Consider the following 20,106-nt stretch of genomic DNA (forward strand, 5'->3'; position numbering starts at 1 on the left):
ATTCCGTCCCTCATGGCCCCATGGGGCCGTCCGAAACGATGGAGGCGACCTTGCCCCCCAATCCCGCTTCGAGCGCACCGGAAGGTGACCCACCGACCGAGGTTCAGCGAAACCGCGTTTCCGTGACACCTTTCGGTATCCCGGGGCTCGACCAAATTCTCGGCGGTGGCTTGCCGCGCCGGCGGGCGGTCCTTGCGACGGGTGGCGCAGGATCCGGCAAGACCATTCTCGGCCTTGAGTTCCTGATCCGCGGCGCGACGCAGTTCGACGAGGCGGGCGTGCTGGTTTCCTTCGAGGAATCACGTGACGAACTGGTCGAGAATGCCGCCGGCTTCGGTTGGGACATCGAGGCGCTGGAACGCGACGGAAGCCTGCGGGTCGTCTGTATCGACATCCAGGGGGCCGCCCAGGGGGTCGAGACCGGCAAATTCGATCTGGCCGCCCTTTCCATGCGCATCGACAATGCCGCGGCCGGCGTCAATGCCAAACGCATCGTGCTCGACGGCCTCAACAATCTGTTATCCGCCTTCCGGGACGAGCAGCAGGTGCGGACCGAATTGCTAGGGCTCTTCCGCCACTTGAAGAACGAGGGTCTGACCATCGTCGCGACCGGCGAACGCGGCATCAACGGCGAAACGCGCCTTGGCTTCGAGGAATATCTCGCCGACGGGCTGATCGTCCTCACCCATCGTATCGACGGGCGGATCGCGAAACGGACGCTGCGCGTCGCGAAATGCCGGGGCATCGCGCATGCCACGGACGAATTCCCGATCATGCTTGGTAATTCGGGTATCGTGCTGTTCCCGATCGGTGCCGTCGACGAAGCGGACGAGTTCGCCGCCTGCGAGGAGATCATTTCCACCGGCGTACCGGGCCTCGACGCGATGCTGGAGCCCGGCGGCTTCTACCGTGGGGGCTCGATCCTAATCGGAGGCGCCGCGGGGACCGGAAAATCCAGCCTTGGCGCGCGCTTCGTCGAAGCCGCCTGCGAGCGGGGGGAGCGGGCGATTCTCTTCTCCTTCGAGGAATCACCGGCGCAGATGGCGCGCAACATGCGCACGATAAGCATCGACCTCCAGCGCTGGATCGACAACGGGGCCCTGGAGTGCCGAATGATCCGTCCCCAATCGGACAGCCCCGAGGCCCATCTCGCGACGATGATGGATGCCGTCCGCCGGCACGATCCGGATGTCGCGGTCCTCGACCCGATCTCGGCCCTCACCACCGTCGGCCATGATGACGAAATCCGATCCATGCTGGCGCGCATGGTCGATTTCTTCCGCGCCTCGCGTCTGACGACGATGATGACGAACCTCGCCGCGGGGGGCCGGACGGGCGAGGCCGCCGAACTCGCCGTCTCCTCGCTGGCCGACGCCTGGATCCTGGTGCGGCGGATCGAGCAGAACGCCGAGCGCAACAACATCATCCAGGTGCTCAAATCGCGCGGTATGAGCCATTCCAACAGCCTGTGCGAGTTCGATTTCACGAAGGACGGGATCGCCGTTCGCGAAGCCTATATCGGGGTCGACGGCGTCGTGCTGGGCAGCGCCCGCCATGCGGCGGAAGCGAAGGACCGGATGCGCGCGGCCCAGCGACAAACGACGATCGACGCGAGCAAGGCGGAGCTTCAACTCCGGGAGCAGGAACTGGAGAGTCGCATCGCCGAGTTACGCCTATCGCATGAGGCGCAGACACGTCGCCTCGAAGCGGCGATCCGCGAGGCGGAGGACGCCGACGGAGCAGAGCGTGCCGCGCGCGACAAGATCGCCGACGAACGGAGCTGACCGCCAAGCGCGGCGCCACACGCCGGCTTCGGCACGGGGGGAGATTGAAAAGCGGGGGATGGAGGAATATCCGGTGGAGGACATATCGTGATGCCCTGGCCGCGCCGTCCCCAGGGCCGGCCGAGCGGCACCCGGCAAGGCGTTCCGCCCCGTCATTACGTCCCCCAGACAGGATGGACGACATCCCACTTCGCCGTCCTCGGCGGGGCGGCCGTGCTGACGGTGGCGCTATGCTTCCTGATTGTTGCCGGTCTTTTCTGGCGTACCGGTTCCGAGAACACGCGCCAACTCCTTCGCGAGGACGCGGCGCGCCAGTTGACGATTCTGGAGAATACGCTCGACGGTCATTTTCGTCGCGCCCATTTTCTGGCCGGGAGCCTTGCCCGTGGCGCGATCGGCGATATCGGCGAGACGACCGCGGACACGGCGCGTACGATCCTGATCACCGCCGTGTCTTCGACGCAAGGAATAACGGACGTCGCTTATCTCGCGCCCGACATGCGCGAACGCCGTGCCCGCATCGAAAAGAACGGGGCCGTTCGCTACCTCCTGCGCGACCGCTCCGACGCTGCGGGTTTCAAGCAGTTCACGGCCAATCTGAAGGAAGCGACGGGGACGGTTTGGCGTGGCCCTTATCTGTCCGAGACCGCAGGCACCGCGAATTTCGAGGTATGGCACCCGGTTCACCGCCGCGGCGCGTTCGTCGGGGCCTGGGGCGTCGCGATATCGCTCGCGGAGGTGTCCCGCTCGCTCGTCCGGTTCAAGCGGGCGACCGGCACCACGCCTTTCCTGCTACGCGGCCGCTACCAGGTGCTCGCGCATCCGTCCCTATCGGAACCCGCGCCGACACAAGCGCATGGCAGTCCGCTCCTATCCATCGACGCGCTGGCGGACCCGGTACTGCCATATCTCTGGGCCTCCGGTGAGCGGATTTTCGGCGATGAAACGCCGAATGATCGTGGCGGCGACCGACGAGCGGTCGCCAGAGAGGTCACGCTGGAGCGGTTCGACGGCGACACGACGCATCATCTGGCTTTGTATCGTTGGAACGATACATTGGGCCCCTCGCCATGGGTCGCGGGTCTCTGGTTCGAGGCCGATATCTACAGCCGCTTCGACACCGCGACGCTACGCGCCCTCGGGATCGGCTTGGGGGTTACCCTGATCGCCTGCCTGCTGCTGTTGGGGAAGATCTGGTACTTCGGAACGCGGCCGGTGGAACGTGTCGCGGGCGCCGCGCGCGGCCTCGCGGACAGGCGCTTCGAGACCGACGCCCCCCTGCCCCCGAGCCACATCGCGATCTTCGATCAGCTATCCCATGCCTTCGCGCGCATCAATCGCGCGCAACGGCTGATCGAAACCTATGTTCCACGAAAGCTGATCCGCGACCTTGTCCGTTCCGAAAGGGATGCCTCTCCCGTCCTGGAAGACGATATCGCGGTGATGTTCACCGACATCGTCGGATTCTCGCGGATGTCGGAAGGCATGTCGTCGCGCGAGATATCCCGCACATTGAACGAGCATTTCGCGCTCCTCGGACGCGCGGTCGAGGAGACGGGCGGCACGATCGACAAATATATCGGCGACGCCCTCATGGCCTTCTGGGGCGCGCCGGAGCGGGTGGAGAACGCAGCGGAAGCCGCCTGCCGCAGCGCCCTGCGCATCGCCGAGGTCCTGGAGGCGTCGAACCGGGAGCGCGCGAACGCCGGCAAACCCACGATAACCGTCCGCATCGGCATTCATATCGGACCCGCGATCGTCGGCGATATCGGTGCCGAGAACCGCGTGAACTACACCGTCGTCGGCGATTGCGTGAATGTCTGCAGCCGGCTCGAAAATCTGGCCTCCGACATCATCGCCAAGGGCGCCGCCACGACCCTGGTCAGCGAGGCCGTGCGGCATGACCTGCCGGACGGTTTCGAATGCAAGGAGGTCGGCACCGCCTCGATCAAGGGGCGTCGCGGCAACATCAAGGTGTTCCTCCTGCGGTCGGGCCTGTCCGGGCGCACCGGCCCCGCCGGGGAATTCGATGAAGAACGACAACGGTCGGATCGAACCGATGACAAGGCGACACCCCGCCGGGAAATGTAAAACCCATCCTGCCGGGGCATTCATCATGTGCCGAGGGGAACTCGACCATATCGCCTACGCCATGCAGGTGGCGAGCGTCGAGGTTTGGCGGTGCCCCCCTCCGATCCGGGCGAAAAGCGTGGGCGTGGGCCGGTCAGACCCGCCGAACGGCCCAGCGTGCTGCGGCCGAGTGGCTGCGGCCGAGTGGCTGCGGGGCCTCGGCCCCCGACCAGATCGGCGGGCACGCCGACCGGCCTAGAAACTCATGAAAATCTCGGCTCGGCGGTTGGCCGCGATGCCGGCATCGGTGCTCTCGTCATAGCGCGGTTGCTTGGCGCCCCGCGCATCGATGCTGAGCGCGTCGCGCGGCACGCCATAGTCGGCCAGCGCATCGGCAACCACGCTCGCCCGGTCGAGCGAGGCCTTGTAGGTGACGAGCGCGGCCTGCTGGCTCCCGTCCTCGGTACCGACGGAGGTGTGTCCGATGATCCGCACCGTCTGAGCCCCTTGCGAGAAGATCTGAGCCACCTGCCGTAGGATTTCGCGGTCATGCCCGGTCAGGCCGGCGCCACCACCGGGGAAATAGATGGTGGCGATAAGCCGCTCGCTCCCCGCCTGGGGCGCGTCCTGTTGCGCCGGCGGCGAGGTCGCATCGGCCGACCGCGCCATGCCGGCCGCCGAGTCCGGCGGCTGGGCCGGGCGCATGGGCTCGTCCGACGCCCGAGCGGATCCGCCCAGAGGTTCCGGCGCGGGAGCCTGTTCCGCCACCTGGGGTGCCGCCTGGGATTCCTGGGACGCGGATGCGGGGGAAGAAGAGGCCGGTTCGGGCGGGGCCGGTTGGGGCTGCGCGGGTTCGGAACCGGGGGCAGGAGCGGGCGCGGGCGTGGCGCTCGACGCTTGGCTCGGCGCGGGCGCGACCGTCGGCACGGAAGTATCCTTCTCGGCCGCACCAGAATTCGGGGCGGCGCCGTCCCCAGCCATGCCTGTGTTATCGAGGTTGGCGGTGGGCGGCTCTCCGGGTTGTTGCTCCAGGGCCTGCATCGCGGCTTCGGCGCGATTCTGCTCCGGCGGCGGCGCGCGACGGATCACCTCGTCGGAATATTGCGCGTTCTGACGATCGGCGACCAACCCGGCGCGCAGATCCTCGAAGCGGCTCTTGATCTCCGGTTCGGGCGGACGCTCCGGCACGGTGGCGAGCTTGGGATAATCCTCGTCCGCGCCGGGCACGGGCTTCGACGGGCGCGGCGCCCCCTCGGGCGGCTCCGGATCATCGTCGGAGAACCATTCCGTCGGATCGGCCGCGTCCACCACGTCGCGGGTCGTGTCGCAGGCCTGGAGGACAACGGCCCCCAACAGCAACAGCATCGGCAGCCCGAGCCCTTTGAGAAGACGGCCGAGACGGAAGGTGCGGAGGGTCATGAGGATCGATCCATCGTGCTTTCGCAAGTGACGCCACGCCGGTCGCCGGCCACCGGCCAGCCCAGGGCGCGCATAGTATGGCCGCCGCCCGCGCGGAGCAACCGCGAGAAGCCGATCGCGCCCAGCCCCCGGCGGCCGCCTTGGCGCCACCGGGGGGGCTGCGGTATAAGGCGGGACGTTGAAAATCTCGCGCGCGCTCTAAGATGAAGAACGTGCAAGCGATAGGAAAAGCAGCCGGCGGGTATCATCATCGCCTTCCCGTCACGTCCCGGCCCGGGACGGCGGCATGCCACCCAAGGGAACGGAACGCACCATGAGCGAGGACAAGCAGCGCGAAGCGGAGCAGGAGCACGGCCAAGCCCTCGACCCGGTCGAGTGGTCGCGCAGCATGACCCACATCGCCGAGCGCAGCCAACGGCTCGTCGGCGACTTCCTATCGCGGCAGGCCGAGACGGGCGGCGCCGACACGATGGACAGGGCCGATCCGCTCAATCTCGGCGGCGCCTTCTTCGAGATGACCAAGGCCATGATGAACAACCCGGCCGCGGTCATGCAGGCGAGCGTCGATCTCTGGTCGGACTATATCAATCTCTGGCAGGCGACGACGCGCCGGATGCTGGGCGAGGAGGCCGATCCGGTGATCGAACCGGAGCGGGAGGATCGGCGCTTCCGGGACGAGACCTGGTCGGAGAACGCGATCTTCGACTATATCAAGCAGTCCTATCTGCTGTCCGCGCGCTGGATGCAGAACACGGTACGCGATGTCGACGGCGTGCTGGACGACCACACCGCGCGCAAGGTCGATTTCTATACCAAGCAGTTCGCGGACGCGCTGGCGCCGACAAACTTCCTGATGACCAATCCGGAGGTGATCCGCGCGACGCTGGACAGCCGGGGCGAGAACCTCGTCCACGGGCTGGAGAACCTGTTGGACGATCTGGAGCGCGGCAAGGGGCGCCTTAAGATCGCGATGACCGATGCCGACGCCTTCGAGGTCGGCGCCAACCTTGCCTGCACCGAGGGGCAGGTGGTCTTTCAGAACGATCTGATCCAGCTCATCCAATACGAGCCGAAGACGGAGCAGGTGCATAAGCGCCCGCTGCTGATCGTCCCGCCCTGGATCAACAAATATTACATCCTCGACCTGCGGCAGAAGAATAGCTTCATCAAATGGGCGGTGGAGCAGGGCTTCACCATCTTCACGATTTCCTGGGTCAATCCGGACGAGAAGCTCGCGGACAAGAGCTTCGAGGATTACATGCTCGAAGGGCCGCTCGCCGCGATGGACGCGGTGGAGCAGGCGACGGGCGAGAAGGACCTGAACCTGATCGGCTATTGCCTCGGCGGCACGCTGACGGCCGCGACGCTCGCCTATCTGACGGCCAAGGGCGACAATCGGGTGAAGGCGGTGACCTACCTCACCACCATGATCGATTTCGAGGAATCGGGCGAGCTCAGCGTCTTCATCGACGAGGAACAGTTGGCCGCGCTCGAGGATCAGATGAACAAGCGCGGCTATCTCGAAGGCTCGGAGATGGCGACCACCTTCAACATGCTGCGGGCCAACGATCTGATCTGGTCTTTCGTGGTCAACAACTACCTGCTGGGCAAGGACCCCTTCCCCTTCGACCTGCTCTATTGGAACAGCGATTCGACGCGCATGCCCGCGCGCATGCACAGTTTCTATCTCCGACAGATGTATCTGGAGAACAAGCTGATCGAGCCGGGCGGGATCGAACTCGCGGGCGTGCCGATCGACCTGACGACGATCAAGACGCCCAGCTATGTCCTCTCCACCCGGGAGGACCACATCGCGCCCTGGAAGCCGACCTTCGCCGCCTACAACACCTATTCGGGACCGGTGAAGTTCGTCCTTTCCGGCTCCGGCCATATCGCCGGCGTCATCAACCCGCCGAACCCGGACAAGGTGAAATACGGCTACTGGACCAACAGCCGCAAGGCAAAGACGCCGGAGACCTGGCTCAAGAACGCGACGCAGCATGAAGGCTCCTGGTGGCCGGACTGGAAGACCTGGATCACCAAGAAGGCCGGGCCGATGGTTCCCGCCCGTAAACCGGGCGACGGCAAGCTGTCGGTAATCGAACCGGCGCCGGGCTCCTATGTGAAGATGCGGGTCAATTGACCACGTGCCCCCAAAAGCGCTCTAACCTCAGCCACCATTCGCCCCCCTAGACGCGGCTTGATCGAGTTCACTAAGCCTGCCCGTGCCTAGGGAGATACGGCCTCTATAATTAGGTTGTGTTTCAAAATAAAACCATTTTCCCGTAATAGGGGACAAGGATAGGGGTTGAGGTTACCTTTGGAATGATCCAAGTAATACTAAAACGCTTTAAGGTCATAGACACATTAATATCGTAACGGAATTCATTTCTTCTAAAATAGAAAACATTATAGACGGCAATGAATTATATGAAATTTTTCATGGAATCAAATATAAGAGTGTATCTCCTTAGCATACGTTGTTGACGATTTTCCTATAGCGGCGTAACCTTCCCCATATTGCATGGGGGAGGACTTCCCCATATTGCATGGGGGAGGATTTATGAGTTCGGCGAATGAACGTATGTTTTATCTCATGCGTCTAGCGATGGGGCGATACCCAGCGGTGGACGCAAGTGTAACCATTCAAATCCTGATCGAAGCTTGCGAGCATGCGCGAAAAAAGGCGACAGACGTCGCGTGGGTTGTTGGTAACCAAGTCCACGGAGACGAACCAGGCATCAATAGCTCTAACGCTATATATCTTGCCGATTTCCGACAGGATGAGAAGTACGTCTACATTTTGCTAGTGCGAGGCGACCCGACAGTCGGGCGACCCACGTTTGCGAACATGAAGAAAAAGAGTGTAACGCCCGCAACGTCTGATGATCCGGACGCGGTGCCAGCTGTCTCAGCGTTGCTGGTTATTGAGCGAGGTGTCTTGGTCAGCGACAAAGGGCAACATAGATCGATTCTTGAACGTGCGTCCGGCCTCGGCAAAGTCATGGTTAGAGATTACTTGGCAGTTCTTCTTCGACGGTATGCCAAGGAACATCCAGACAAGTTTGAAGCCCAGAAGAAAGTTAGCAAGAAGGGCGAGAAGCCTGAAACCATCCAATATTCGCCGACCGTCAAGCTGCATCCACAACAGAATGCCAGCTTGAAGAACGATATGGAGCAGGGTCAGATTGGAGGCTTCCGCCTGATGCGAGGGGAGGCCAAATACAATGGTCCAGCCGATGAAGCAAAGATCGTGGGGACAAATGTCCAGCTTAAAGTGAAGCTCGCGCCAACAGGAAATGTTCAAGACGTTTTCAAAACCTTGAAGAATGTCAAAGAGGCAATGAGCGATGCGGTGAACTTCGACAGCTACAAGCTTGATCTTCTCGATACTGATGATGGCGACAATCACAGCACGCAGCTGTTGCCACTTGAGACAATCGATAACGCTGACATGCGTTATTGCCGAACGGTGAAAGCTTCGGGTTTTTCATCGGAACTGGAGCAATGCTACGCAAGGTTTCATGAAGAGATCGTAGACAAAGCGAAAAAATTTTTCGATTTGGGCGATTACTGGAAATAGGAGAACGGTATGTGGTGGGCAAGATACCTGTTCTCCGGCTTCGCTTTTCTTAGTGTATCGGAAGATGCTCCGTTTCATCATTCCAAGCGCGTACTGGAGTTCGCGCTGCCGATTGTGCTTACGATATTGACGCTGTGGGCATACATATGCCTCCGATCATATTTCGTAGTCGGGATTCCCGGAACACTCGATGGCAAATTGTTTCAGCTCGTCGTATTCATGGTCCCATTCCACTTAGCTGCACTCGCAGCTTTGGCAACTTTTCAAAGCCCGGCATTAGATAAGCCACCGGCTGGTGCAGCGGCTTCTATTCGCAGGTGGAGCAATGAAGACAACGGCTGGTTTCGCCATCTCCTGACCATGAGGGAGTATGCCTGCCGTTTGTTTGGCTATCTATGCGCGCTGGGGATCATCTATCTCGTCGTGTCGATCTCTGCGTCACTGATAAACTTTTCGGCAATCCCATGGACGTCGAACGATCTGGTGCACATGGCCATGGTTGCCGCGATAGTTGGTTTCTTTTGGCACTACATCGTAATGTCGCTTTATGCGATCTATTTTCTGATAGCGAAGACCGTATAGATAGACGGTCAGGTTGGATACAGAATCTCATGGTGTACAAAGAAACGCTAACACTAAAAAAGGCTGTCGAGACTCGTCAGGTGGAACGGTTCATTCGGGAACATGAAGAAGACTGTACAGAGACGGTAATCACCTGACACCTCCCGCTCCAGCATACGCATTTCGACCTGGCTCCTGAAAATCGAAAGCCCCGCTCTCGGAGCGGGGCTTCATATGTTTCGGCTTCCGTTTGTAAGCCTTTGCCGAAGGTTCGACCCGGAGGCCGCGCACCCATGCGGCGACGGCCTCCGGATTTCGGCGTTTCGGTGGCGCCGATGCCTTTCTCCGCTTGGTCATGACAGGCTCTCCGCGTGCTGCTTCGCCAGATCGGTATAGTGCGTGTGGGTCCAGGTGATCATCTTGCGGTCGTCCTCGGTCACGTCCCGCATGCGTTTCGCCGGCCAGCCGGCCCATAGCTCGCCCGCGCGCACGATCTTTCCCGGCGTGATCAGCGCGCCGGCGGCAACCATGCCGCCGCCTTCCACCTTCGCGCCGTCCATCACGACCGCCTTCATGCCGACGAAGCCGCCCGCCTCCACCGTGCAGGCATGCAGCAACGCCATATGCCCGACGGAAACCTCGTCGCCGACATAGCAACCCTGCCCATGTGTCGCGACATGGATGACGGTACCGTCCTGGATATTGACCCGATCGCCGATGCGAATCTCGTTCACATCGCCGCGCAGGATGCAGCCGTACCAGATGCCGCAATCGGCGCCGATCGCGACATCGCCGATCACGCTCGCCCCGGGCGCGAGGAAGCTTCGCGCGCCGATGCGCGGGCGCGCATCGCCGAAAGGCAGGATATTTCCATGATCGTAACGGATGCTCATCTCAAGCGCGCCTCGTTCCACCGACCCCATTCCCGGATGACGCGCGGCTGATAGCATAGGCGGCGGGCCGGGTCACTCGGACCGTTCGGCCGCACTCGCCTCCTCCGTCCCCGAGGAGCGTGCCGGGCTGGGGGCATTGCCCGGCGGCGGCGCGCTGATATGGGTGAAGGTGACGGGCTCGCCATAGAAGCGCGCCGCGTTCCCGGATATCCCTTCCGGGTCGCCGGAGGTCGTCAGGTGGACGCCCGGCGCCTCCTCCGTCGCACGGGCGAAGCGCTTGTGCCGGACGAGATAGTCCGCCAGCCCCTGCGCGCACAATTCGGCCTGATCGACGAACCGCACGTCATGCGGCAAATGGCGGGCGAAGATCGGCTGGACCAGCGGGAAATGGGTGCAACCCAGCAACACCAGGTCGACGCGCTTGCCCCCCGCCTTCGACATCAACGATCCGACATAGCGCGCGATGCCTCGGTCCAGGTCGCTTTCGTCCCAGCCCTCCTCGATCGCCTGGGCGAGACGCGGGCAGGCCTGTTGCAAGACGTGCAGATGACGCGCGCGCCGCCGCAACTCCCGGCCGAAGGCATCGCTATCGATCGTCGTTCGGGTGGCGAAGACCGCGACCGTCCTGGCCGGCCGGTCGGCGCTGTAGCGGCTCACGCCGGGCGCGGTCCAATTGGTCCCGCTCAGACTCTCTATCGCGGGCACGAAGACGCCCAGGATATTGCGGTCGGGCCAATGCGCGGGCAGCCATTCCTGTTGCAGGCGGCGCAGGGCCACCGCGCTCGCCGTGTTGCAGGCCAGCACGACCAGCCCGCAGCCCGCGCGGAACAGACGATCGACGCCGCGCCGCGTCAGCATGTAGATCTCGTCCGCCGGCCGCTTGCCATAGGGGGCGTAGGCGTGATCCCCGAAATAGAGGAATCGCTCCTCCGGCAGGCGCGCGACCAGCGCGCGCAGAACCGTCAGCCCCCCGATGCCGGAATCGAAAACCCCGATCATCGATCGGCGTCGCTAAAGCACGAGCGGCGTGTCGAGGCCGGTTTCCTCCGGCGCGCCCAGCATCAGATTAAGATTCTGCAGCGCCTGCCCGGAAGCTCCCTTGCCCAGATTGTCGATCAGGCCGACGACGAGCGCCTGCCCCGCCCCCTCGTTCGCGAAAACATGGAGATGCAGGTCGTTGGTGCCATTGAGGGCCTCCGGCTCCAGCTTGGAGAGCGCGGCCGTCTCCGCGCGCGGCAGCACGCGAACATGCCGCTCACCCTCATAGCGTTCAGTCAACGCGCGGTGGATGTCGTCCGCCCCCGGCTTGCCCGGCAGGGCGTCGAGTTGAAGCGGCAGGCTGACCAGCATGCCCTGGCGATAATGCCCGACGCTGGGCACGAACAGCGGCCGATGGACGAGGCCGGAGCGATGCTGGATTTCCGGCACATGCTTGTGATCGAGGCCGAGTGCATAGAGCCGGAACGGCGCGTCGGTGTGATCCGGCGCGCTATCGTCCTCGAAGGCGCGGATCAGCCCCTTGCCCCCGCCGGAATAGCCGGAGATCGCATTGATCGTCACCGGCCAGTCGGTGGCGATCAGGCCCGCCTCGACTAGCGGATGCAGCATCGCGACCGAGGTGATGGCGTAGCAGCCGGGATTCGTCACCCGTTTCGCCGCCGCGATCGCCGCGCGCTGACCGGGCGCATATTCCGGGAAGCCATAGATCCAGCCATCGGCCGTCCGATGCGCGCTGGAGGCGTCGATCACCCGCACCGCGTCGTTCTCGATCATGGCGACCGCTTCCCGCGCCGCATCGTCGGGCAGGCAGAGGACGACGATATCCGCCTCGTTAAGGCGCGCGCGACGGCGCTCGACATCCTTGCGCTCGGCATCGCCGAGGCTCATCAGCCGAATGTCGTCGCGGCCTTCCAGCCGCTTGCGGATTTGGAGGCCGGTCGTCCCCGCCTCCCCGTCGATGAAGATCGTCGCCGCCATGATATCCCGTCGCGTCATCCAGAAACCAGTATGGGAAGAGGTTCTATCGAATGCCGGCACCTCGGGAAACCCGCTTCAAGCCCCCGTGCTTCACGTCCCCCATGCCTCACGTCCCGTTACCCGAAGCGAGGTCGTCGATCACCTTCCGCCCGCCACGCCACACCGCGCGCGACGGATCGAGGGCCAATCCGATCCGGCCATAGAACCCCTGCCCCTGCTTGTTCCCGGTATCCACCGGACAGACAAGGGCATGGCAATTCTGCGCCCGCGCCCGCTTGGCGACCGCCCGCATCAAGGCGCCGGCCACGCCCAGTCCCCGTGCCGATGCCATCACATAGAGATCGCCGATCCAGAGACTGCGCGCGCCATCATGAGGGGTGAAGAGACGGGAAAAGGTAACATAGCCGAGCGCCCGGTTATCCCGGTCGACGGCCAGCAACGCGTCCGCCCAGCGATCCATGCCGAACAGCAAGCCGGCGATGGCATCCTTGTCGATCCGCGTGGGGTCTTCGCCGAAACTCTCCGCCAATGCGCGGGCCATGCCGGTCAGGACCGATATGTCGCGATGCAGGGCCGCCCGGACCGCGATATCCGCCGGGGCCATCTTCCGCCTCCCCCTGTTCGAAGATATCGGAGCGGTCAGGCTATTCTTCGCCCAGGCGGGGAAGCAAGATATCGCGATTCATCCCCGCCCGGCGCGGCGCCGACGAACCGCCCGGCGATGCCGCGCCAGTCGACGAAGCATGCTCATCCAGTGGCCGGCCGGATATCCCCGGAAAGGTCCGCGGGTAAAGGGCGGGGGGCTTCCCCCTGGCTGCCTTCATCCAATTGGCCACGCCGCGCCGCCGCGCGTTTCCATACCCGTTCATGGAGCGTGTAGGCGACCGTTTGCACCGCCGGTTCGATCAGCCCGATGCCGAGCGCGATCTTCCAACTGCCGCTCAACGCATAGGCCACGGCCATGGCCACGACCAGATGCATCACCGCGTAGGTCGCGGTCTTCAGCGCCTGCGTCCGTGCCTCGGAATCGAACCCGAATTTTTCCTCAAGCTGCTTCGCCATCATCGATCTCCATCGGTTCTGTAGAAGAGATAGTGCGAACCAGTCGCAATTGCAAGTTAGAACCATTCAAATTTTAATGGCGAAGCAACCGCCCGGCACCCGATTCTATTCCCGGGGCGTCCAGTGCCAGGTGATCTTTCGATCCACGAGGCGCCAGCCGCACCGTTCATAAAGACGAATGGCGTCCAGATTGGTTTCCTGCGTGCCGGCCCGGCCGATCGCGCAGCGCCCACCACAGGCGGCGGAAAGCGCGGTCATCAACCGCCGCCCGACCCCCCTGCCCTGCATCCTGGGCGCGACGGCGATCAGATCGATGATCGCGACCCCGCGCCGCTCCAGCACCAGCAGGAAACCTTGCACCATGCGCGCATCGTCCGGATCGGTCGCGATCAGCACCGTATCCGCCCGGCCGCGCAGATCGTTCTCGACCCAGGCACCCTTGAAGGCGACGGCGGCACGGTCCGGAATCTCCGGATCGGCGTGCCAACGATCATGGGTAAAGGCCGCGCCCGCGATCTCCCGGCAGGCATTGGCGTCCGCCGGATCGCCCGGCCGAATACCCGACGGCATCCCGACGGCCGGGTCGAGCGGGCCTTCATAGGTGACGAGCGTCTCGATCCGCCGAAACCCGAGACCGGAGAGATCGACCACCGGGTCGAACCGCCCATGGATCAATTGAATACCGATCGGACGGGCGGTCGCGACCGCCTCCACGGCCTGCCCGGGGTCCTCCAGGCGCCAGACCGGCCCCTTCATGAATTGGGCATCGAAGGGTTGATCGCTGACGCCGTTCGGCGGTCTAAACGCCATCATCCCTCGCCCGACGCACGCAGCATGCCGCGCAGCGTATATTTACCGCTGGGCTCCACCAGCCGCTCCAGCAACAGAACACGGAAGCCCGCCCGTTGCGCCAGCATCGCATAGGATATGGTGGAGAAGGCGCAATAATGCTCGATCGCGAATTCCTCCCGCGCGGGCCCTTCCGGATCGTCGAGGGCGCCTTCCGCGTCCGGCAGTTCGACATGGACGAGCCCGCCCGGCATCAGCACGTCATGGGCACGGGCCAGCATCGCCACCGGGTCGGGCACATGCTCCAGCACCTTGTTGAAGGTGACGAGGCCGAACCGCCGGTCGAACCGGTCGGTCATGAAATCCGCCACGATCCCCTCGACCTCCGCCACATCGCGCGCATGCTCGGCCGCCCGCGCGTCCGGGTCGAGGGCCGAGGCGACCCAGCCCATCGCCCGCATCGCGGCCGGAAAGACCGCGAGGCCGGAGCCGATATCGAGCAGCGTGCGCTCCCCGTGCGGGTCGAGGCGTCGCGCGGCGATATCGACGAAGGCGACGCGCCCACGATTGTCCGAGCGCTCCGGCGGCAATCCCATGATCTTCTCATAGATCGCCCGGACCCCACCCTCGCCATAGGTACGGTCCCAATAATCCCCGCCATAGAGCGCGGATAGATCCATATCGTGCCGGTTCACCACATGGCCGGTGGAGGGGCTGCGCCACACTTCGCGCCGATAGGGAGTGAAGCCGAAATCGGTCTCCGACGGCGGCGGCTCCTCGAAGACGGCGACCCGCCGCCAATCGACGGCACCGGTCACCGGACAATCGATCTCCGACGTCTCGCCGGTCATGCGACCACCATCCGGCGCGGCGATAGCCATTGCTTCCCTGAACGGACCCCGGCAAGGGCCGGATAGCCGATCGCCCCCCACGTCCGTCCCGGCCCACCCCATGAGGCGCGCACGGACACGAGACGCCTCATTACACGCATCATGTGATGAATGATATCCTCCCCCTCATGCGATGCATGGCGTGTCTTCCAAGCCATCCTGCGCGAAGCCTGCGCGTCCGTGGCCCCGCCCACCCCTCCGCGAAGGGGCGATCCACCATCGGGACGGTAAGCCAAGTCGGATCGTGGCGAAAGGCCCGGTGCCGGCATGGGCCGCCGCCTCACAAGGCCGCCGTAAACGCCTCGAACTGACGAACGCACCGTGATTTGAGAACCGCCGGCATGAAGGAATAATATCGCCCGATATAAAGTTGCGGTTGGCTGATGAATTGACCGTAATTCGCCAGCATCTCCAGCCCCTGGAGGCTGATATCGATGCAGACGTCGGTATTCGCCTTGCGAAGCTGATGCAGTTTCATACCCCGGTGGATCGGGATCGGCATTCGCATCACGACGCCGCCCCGGTCCAATTCCGGCGCGACGCGGTGCAGCGTCGTCACCAATCCTCGGAAATCCCCGTGATAGACGGCCCAGAGATGAGTATCGAGACCACGATATTTCTCCGGATTGGCGCCGTGCAGATTGACGATCCGCTCCGGCGCCACGTCGATTACATTCTGGTTGAGGCGGCCGGTCCCGAACACCAGCAACGCGTCCAACCCGGCGGCCTTCATGCTAGCCACGGCTTTCGGATCGTTCAGGTCGCGGTGCGTCTCCACCTCCGCCACGTCGCTCAGGCCGGGATCGGCGCCGTCGAACCAGGTCGCGCGTTCGAAGACCGCGCGCTCATCCTCGAACGGATGATGCGTCTCGAAATCGGCCGAAATCTCCCGCCGTTCCTCGAACACCCGCACGACATCGTGCCGCGCCGCGATGGCCTGTACGAACCGCACGTGATGCGGGGTTTCCGTCGTAAGGATGCCGACCCGCAGGCGCCCCCCCTTGGCCGCCGTGCCGGCGTCGAATGTCACTGCCACCGCCACCCCTCAATCAGGAAACCGGGTATCTTCCAAGCACCGTTCTCCCGAACCCAAATATCGCGGTTCCTGAACCCCTCCGCGACCTCCCAGAACCATTCCACCGGCCGCCTGGCAAAGGCGCAGAAGCGTCGGATATCCTCCTCCGGCACCTGCATTCCGGTTTCGGCGAGGTGCCGGATCGCCTCGGCGCGACTCATGTCCCCGCGCCTGATCTGGACGGAAAGATTGTCGAAGCTTCGCGTTATCCCGAATTTGTACCACTTCAAAAAATGATGCAACGAGATGAAGTGGCAATCGATATCGGCGAAGGCCCAACTTCCGGTCTTCAGGTCGCCTTCGTCATGGGCGAAGCCGCGCGAGGCGGCGATCCGTGTATTCTCGAAACTGTCCCATTTGAAGAAGGCGCCAAGGAAGATGGAACGTGGCTGAAAATCCGGGTCGCGGGGGAAGCGGTAGGGGACGAGATCGGACTCCGTCAGCCCCTCGCGCCCGACCCAGTAATCCGCGTCGGTCGATTGCAGGCAGCCGTGCCTCGCCAGCCAGTCCGCGTCGAGCGTATCGGCGAGACGCTCCACCTCGTTCCCGCCATATTCAAGTTGCGGATTCTCTCCCCATACGATGAGCGGAATGCGCAGCCGAACCGCCAGCGTGATCGGAATCGCGAAAAGCGCCATATGCATCGGCAGGCCCGTCGCGCCCTTGTCCTCATAGGCGGCGATCATGAACTTGCGCTCGACCTCCGGGTCGATCGTGAAGTCGATGTGATCGATGCCGAGCTTGCGGACCATGTGGTCCAGGTTGCGCTGGCCGATCTCCGTCCGCGCCGGGGTGCGCCAGGTGACGCCCAGCGGCTTCAGGCCGTATTCCTGCGCCTTGATGATCTGATACCAGCTATCCTTCCCGCCCGAGACCGGCACGATACAGTCATAGCCACCGGCCGAGCGCGCCTTGGTCTCCGCCACCAGTTGCTCGAAGGCGGCGGCGCGGGCGGTCCAATCGATCCGTTCCTCCTTGTCGCGATGGCCGTGACAGGCGGTGCAGACGCCCTCCGCATCGATCTCGATGCCGGGGCGGGTGTCGGGCAGGATGCAGACTTGGCAATAGCGCATGATCCTCGTCGCCTCTCCGCGCTCAGGGTGTCCAGGCGGCGTGCCGATCCAGGAACAGCTTCGCCGCCACCAGGGAGAACAGGAACTTGCTGTCGCTGTTGAGGGTCACCTCGTGATCGAGCAGTTCGGCGAAGCGATCCCGGTTCACGATATCGAACAACGGCCCCTCCTCCAGCAACCGCTCCCGCACGTCCGGCCGCGTGAAATCGACGAAGCTCGTCACCGGGGCATTGATGCCCTGCTTACGCGGATTGTCGAGGATCGAATCATCCACCAGCCCACGTCCCGCCTCCCGCAGCAGGATCTTCGGCAGGTGCTTCTGGATCAGATGCCGGTCGGGCACGGTGAACAGGAATTCCGCCAGATCGCGGTCGAGATAGGGGGCGCGATTCTCCACCGACCAGCGCATGGACGCCAGATCATCGTCATGCAGCATGACCGGCACGGTCTCATGGAAAATCTCGTTCAGCATACGCCGCCGGATCGGGGAGCCCGGATAGGGTACTTCCCGGTGCGGCTCGTCGAACGGCTCCGTCAGAAAGGTGGAAAATCGTTCCCGGCCGAGGAAGATATGCTCCCGCCGGTCCGGCGCCTCGATGAAGGCATGGGGATTCTGAAGCTCGGGATTGCGGACGAAGCGTCCATAGGTCTCGCGCCATCCGGCGACGCGGTCCTCGAAACCGGGCGCGTCCTTCATGCTGGCGAGCCAGAAGAGATAATGGTCGTAATAGCCGGTGAAGAGTTCGTCCGCGCCCGTGCCCCCGAGCGCGACCTTGAAGCCCGCCTCGTGTATCGCCTCGCTGACCAGCCAATGGAGATAATAGGAGATCGTCAGCGGCGGGCCGTCGAAATAGCCGATAAGATCGTCCAATCGTTCCAGGAAATTCCCGCGCGGGATCGGAATCCGCACGTTGGGCAGGTCGAGCCGCGCGAGCGTCGCGCGGATCGCCGCCGTCTCGTCATAGCGCGGGTCGTCCTCGACGATGGAAAAACAGGTGATCGGATGATCGTGCACCGTCCGCGCGACGCCGGCGATCACGTTGGAATCGATCCCGCCCGACAGCCGCACCGCGATTGGAACGTCCGCCCGAAGACGCCGCGCGATGGCCCGGTGGACACGCTCCCGCGCGCCCTCCAGCGCCTGCTCCGCCGTCATCCCCTCGTCCGGCCGCGCCTCCAGCATCCAATAGCGGCGCGGCGCCGGGTCCTCCGGCCGGTCGAGGATGGCGAGGCTGGCGGCCGGGAAATCCGCGACATCGGTATAGAAGGTCCGGCGCTCGCTCAGCAGCGCCTTATAACCATTGACCAGATAGCGGCGCAGTTGGTCGCGATCGACGCTCGGCTTGCGACCGGCGAGCGCCGCCAGAACCTTGATCTCGGAGGCGAACAGAAATCCTCCCTCGCCATCGCGCATCCAATAAAGCGGCTTCTCCCCGAAGCGATCGCGGGCCAGGGTCAGCCGGCCGCTCTGCGCATCGAAAAGCGCGAGCGCGAACATCCCCTCGAACCGATCCAGGGCATCCGGGCCCCAGACCCGGAAGGCCTCCAGCACCACTTCCGTATCACCTTCGGTTCGGAAGGACCGGCCGGCCGCGCGCAGTTCCGCGCGCAGTTCGGGGTAATTGTAGATCTCGCCGTTATAGACGAGCGTCAGGCCGTCCTTCGTGAAGGGCTGGTCCGAACGCGCATCGAGATCGACGATCGAAAGACGCGTATGAAGAAGGGTGAGGTTCCCGCCCGGCGCCGCGGCATGGAAGGCCCCCCGGCCGTCCGGTCCCCGGTTCGCCATCAGGGCGAGCGCGCGCCCCTCCCGCTCCGGGGAAAGCGGCGTGGCGGCAAGGCGTCCGGCTATTCCGCACATGGGGTCGTTCCGCGCGTCGCGCCCCTCACGTCGCGCCCCTTCACTCCGCCAAATCCGATCGGCGCAGGATGGCGCCCTTGGCAAGTGCCCGGTTCAGACGTTTGCCGATGACCCGGTCGATTTCCATCGCCGGAATCTCGCTGCCCGGGCGCGCGAACATCAGGTCCTCCCGCGCGAGGCGCCGGCCGTCCGGCAGATCCCGCGCCGCGACGACGCCCTTGCGGATCGCGGCGATGGCCTCGCGCTCGCAGGGCTGCGGCGTCTTCTCCCACTCTCCGCGCGCGTCGACGATGGCCGGGATCGTCCGGGCGAGATAGGCCATGTCCGCCGGATCCGCCGAGAGGGCGTGATCGCGAAATTCCCGGCCGTGCTTCCGGTCGGTGAAATGCACCTCCACCACCCGCGCGCCCAGGGCGACGGCGGCCAGCACGGCCTCCGGCCCGATCACATGGTTGGAATATCCCACCGTGACGGGCGCATACCGCGCCGTCATGAAGGGAATGGAAAGCAGGTTGGCCTCCTCCATCGGCGTCGGATAGGCGCTGACGCAATGCAGGACCGCCAAGCGCCCGGCCAGCGCGGCCTCCCCTACCTCCTCGCGCATCCAACCGACCGCGCGGTCCACCTCATCGATCCGGCCGCCGCCGGTTGAGAGCAAGACCGGCAAACCGGTGCGCGCCGCCGCCCGGATCGTCGCGGGCGAGGTCAGGTCCCCCGACATGATCTTGATCGCGGTGCCGAGTTCCGCCAGCAGAGGAACCCAATCTTCCGTCACCGGGGTGGACAGGAAGGCGACACCGGCCTTGTCCGCCTCCGCCTTCAGGTGGCGATGCGCCGCTTCGTCCAGGGCGAAGCGCCCCACCCGTTCCAGCCGCGCGGCATCCTCGGAAGTCACGAAACGCTCCGGCGTATAGCTCTGGAACTTGACCGCGTCGGCGCCGGCCCGCGCGGCGAGGTGAAGCAGGTCGACCGCCTTTTCCGGATCGCCCTCGTGGTTCACGCCTATTTCCGCGATGAGGACGACCTCTCGCGCCGTATCCTTGCCGAAAAGGCGCATTACGGGATGTGC

At 64.0% G+C, this 20,106-nt stretch carries 17 protein-coding genes; 5 read left to right on the top strand and 12 right to left on the bottom strand.

The window, feature by feature from the left end:
* The first annotated feature begins 38 nt into the window (after positions 1-38).
* On the top strand, positions 39-1,784 hold the full coding sequence (gene kaiC / locus KAJ83_RS03595) for a circadian clock protein KaiC (protein WP_246484181.1): 1,746 nt from the start codon (positions 39-41) through the stop codon (positions 1,782-1,784).
* Positions 1,785-1,874: 90 nt separating this feature from the next.
* A complete protein-coding gene (locus tag KAJ83_RS03600) occupies positions 1,875-3,875 on the top strand; it encodes an adenylate/guanylate cyclase domain-containing protein (RefSeq protein WP_246484235.1) in 2,001 nt (666 codons plus the stop codon).
* Between the two features lie 234 nt (positions 3,876-4,109).
* On the opposite strand, the gene KAJ83_RS03605 is transcribed toward KAJ83_RS03600, so the two are convergent.
* A complete protein-coding gene (locus KAJ83_RS03605) occupies positions 4,110-5,273 on the bottom strand; it encodes an OmpA family protein (RefSeq protein ID WP_210680626.1) in 1,164 nt (387 codons plus the stop codon).
* Between the two features lie 313 nt (positions 5,274-5,586).
* On the opposite strand from KAJ83_RS03605, the gene KAJ83_RS03610 reads away from it, so the two are divergent.
* The 3 genes from KAJ83_RS03610 to KAJ83_RS03620 all read left to right on the top strand — a co-directional run bounded on the left by KAJ83_RS03610 (position 5,587) and on the right by KAJ83_RS03620 (position 9,438).
* Positions 5,587-7,416 (top strand): PHA/PHB synthase family protein, encoded by a 1,830-nt coding sequence (locus KAJ83_RS03610; RefSeq protein ID WP_246484182.1) that lies wholly within the window; start codon positions 5,587-5,589, stop codon positions 7,414-7,416.
* A 420-nt stretch (positions 7,417-7,836) separates the two neighbouring features.
* Positions 7,837-8,856 carry a hypothetical protein gene (locus KAJ83_RS03615; RefSeq protein ID WP_210680627.1) on the top strand — a complete coding sequence of 340 codons (1,020 nt, stop codon included), beginning with the start codon at positions 7,837-7,839 and terminating at the stop codon, positions 8,854-8,856.
* Positions 8,857-8,865: 9 nt separating this feature from the next.
* Positions 8,866-9,438: a hypothetical protein gene (locus tag KAJ83_RS03620; RefSeq protein WP_210680628.1), complete on the top strand. Its 573-nt coding sequence runs from the start codon at positions 8,866-8,868 to the stop codon at positions 9,436-9,438.
* 332 nt (positions 9,439-9,770) lie between these two features.
* Here KAJ83_RS03620 and KAJ83_RS03625 read toward each other — a convergent pair whose 3' ends face one another.
* The 11 genes from KAJ83_RS03625 to KAJ83_RS03675 form a co-directional block, all read right to left on the bottom strand.
* A complete protein-coding gene (locus KAJ83_RS03625; protein WP_210680629.1) occupies positions 9,771-10,310 on the bottom strand; it encodes a gamma carbonic anhydrase family protein in 540 nt (179 codons plus the stop codon).
* Positions 10,311-10,382: 72 nt separating this feature from the next.
* Positions 10,383-11,309 (bottom strand): glutamate racemase, encoded by a 927-nt coding sequence (locus tag KAJ83_RS03630; protein ID WP_210680630.1) that lies wholly within the window; start codon positions 11,307-11,309, stop codon positions 10,383-10,385.
* A 12-nt stretch (positions 11,310-11,321) separates the two neighbouring features.
* The gene (gene argC, locus KAJ83_RS03635) at positions 11,322-12,305 is read right to left on the bottom strand and encodes an N-acetyl-gamma-glutamyl-phosphate reductase (protein ID WP_210680631.1); all 984 of its coding nucleotides are present in this window, start codon (positions 12,303-12,305) and stop codon (positions 11,322-11,324) included.
* An 88-nt stretch (positions 12,306-12,393) separates the two neighbouring features.
* Complete coding sequence (locus KAJ83_RS03640) at positions 12,394-12,891, bottom strand: GNAT family N-acetyltransferase (RefSeq protein ID WP_210680632.1); 498 nt, start codon at positions 12,889-12,891, stop codon at positions 12,394-12,396.
* Positions 12,892-13,034: 143 nt separating this feature from the next.
* The gene (locus KAJ83_RS03645) at positions 13,035-13,352 is read right to left on the bottom strand and encodes a DUF2061 domain-containing protein (RefSeq protein ID WP_210680633.1); all 318 of its coding nucleotides are present in this window, start codon (positions 13,350-13,352) and stop codon (positions 13,035-13,037) included.
* A 102-nt stretch (positions 13,353-13,454) separates the two neighbouring features.
* Positions 13,455-14,162, bottom strand: a complete 708-nt coding sequence (locus KAJ83_RS03650; protein ID WP_210680634.1) for a GNAT family N-acetyltransferase — start codon at positions 14,160-14,162, stop codon at positions 13,455-13,457.
* Positions 14,159-15,019, bottom strand: a complete 861-nt coding sequence (locus tag KAJ83_RS03655) for a class I SAM-dependent methyltransferase (protein WP_210680635.1) — start codon at positions 15,017-15,019, stop codon at positions 14,159-14,161. Before KAJ83_RS03655 ends, KAJ83_RS03650 begins: the two co-directional genes overlap by 4 nt.
* Before the next feature lie 289 nt (positions 15,020-15,308).
* Positions 15,309-16,064, bottom strand: a complete 756-nt coding sequence (locus tag KAJ83_RS03660; RefSeq protein ID WP_210680636.1) for a formyltransferase family protein — start codon at positions 16,062-16,064, stop codon at positions 15,309-15,311.
* The gene (locus KAJ83_RS03665; protein ID WP_210680637.1) at positions 16,055-17,176 is read right to left on the bottom strand and encodes an N-acetyl sugar amidotransferase; all 1,122 of its coding nucleotides are present in this window, start codon (positions 17,174-17,176) and stop codon (positions 16,055-16,057) included. Before KAJ83_RS03665 ends, KAJ83_RS03660 begins: the two co-directional genes overlap by 10 nt.
* Positions 17,177-17,198: 22 nt before the next feature.
* Positions 17,199-19,037, bottom strand: coding sequence for an asparagine synthase (glutamine-hydrolyzing) (asnB, locus tag KAJ83_RS03670; RefSeq protein ID WP_210680638.1), 1,839 nt, complete (start codon positions 19,035-19,037; stop codon positions 17,199-17,201).
* A 40-nt stretch (positions 19,038-19,077) separates the two neighbouring features.
* A complete protein-coding gene (locus KAJ83_RS03675; RefSeq protein ID WP_210680639.1) occupies positions 19,078-20,094 on the bottom strand; it encodes an N-acetylneuraminate synthase family protein in 1,017 nt (338 codons plus the stop codon).
* Positions 20,095-20,106: the final 12 nt, after the last annotated feature.

Source organism: Marivibrio halodurans (assembly GCF_017963645.1).
GTDB classification, from domain to species: domain Bacteria; phylum Pseudomonadota; class Alphaproteobacteria; order UBA8366; family Aestuariispiraceae; genus Marivibrio; species Marivibrio halodurans.

Coding starts and splice junctions, on each gene's coding strand:
- argC (WP_210680631.1), bottom strand. CDS start 12,305: ATGACGCGACGGGATATCATGGCGGCGACGATCTTCATCGACGGGGAG.
- KAJ83_RS03630 (WP_210680630.1), bottom strand. CDS start 11,309: ATGATCGGGGTTTTCGATTCCGGCATCGGGGGGCTGACGGTTCTGCGC.
- kaiC (WP_246484181.1), top strand. CDS start 39: ATGGAGGCGACCTTGCCCCCCAATCCCGCTTCGAGCGCACCGGAAGGT.
- KAJ83_RS03645 (WP_210680633.1), bottom strand. CDS start 13,352: ATGATGGCGAAGCAGCTTGAGGAAAAATTCGGGTTCGATTCCGAGGCA.
- KAJ83_RS03615 (WP_210680627.1), top strand. CDS start 7,837: ATGAGTTCGGCGAATGAACGTATGTTTTATCTCATGCGTCTAGCGATG.
- KAJ83_RS03650 (WP_210680634.1), bottom strand. CDS start 14,162: ATGATGGCGTTTAGACCGCCGAACGGCGTCAGCGATCAACCCTTCGAT.
- KAJ83_RS03655 (WP_210680635.1), bottom strand. CDS start 15,019: ATGGCTATCGCCGCGCCGGATGGTGGTCGCATGACCGGCGAGACGTCG.
- KAJ83_RS03625 (WP_210680629.1), bottom strand. CDS start 10,310: ATGAGCATCCGTTACGATCATGGAAATATCCTGCCTTTCGGCGATGCG.
- KAJ83_RS03600 (WP_246484235.1), top strand. CDS start 1,875: ATGCCCTGGCCGCGCCGTCCCCAGGGCCGGCCGAGCGGCACCCGGCAA.
- KAJ83_RS03620 (WP_210680628.1), top strand. CDS start 8,866: ATGTGGTGGGCAAGATACCTGTTCTCCGGCTTCGCTTTTCTTAGTGTA.
- asnB (WP_210680638.1), bottom strand. CDS start 19,037: ATGTGCGGAATAGCCGGACGCCTTGCCGCCACGCCGCTTTCCCCGGAG.
- KAJ83_RS03675 (WP_210680639.1), bottom strand. CDS start 20,094: ATGCGCCTTTTCGGCAAGGATACGGCGCGAGAGGTCGTCCTCATCGCG.
- KAJ83_RS03605 (WP_210680626.1), bottom strand. CDS start 5,273: ATGACCCTCCGCACCTTCCGTCTCGGCCGTCTTCTCAAAGGGCTCGGG.
- KAJ83_RS03665 (WP_210680637.1), bottom strand. CDS start 17,176: ATGCGCTATTGCCAAGTCTGCATCCTGCCCGACACCCGCCCCGGCATC.
- KAJ83_RS03610 (WP_246484182.1), top strand. CDS start 5,587: ATGAGCGAGGACAAGCAGCGCGAAGCGGAGCAGGAGCACGGCCAAGCC.
- KAJ83_RS03640 (WP_210680632.1), bottom strand. CDS start 12,891: ATGGCCCCGGCGGATATCGCGGTCCGGGCGGCCCTGCATCGCGACATA.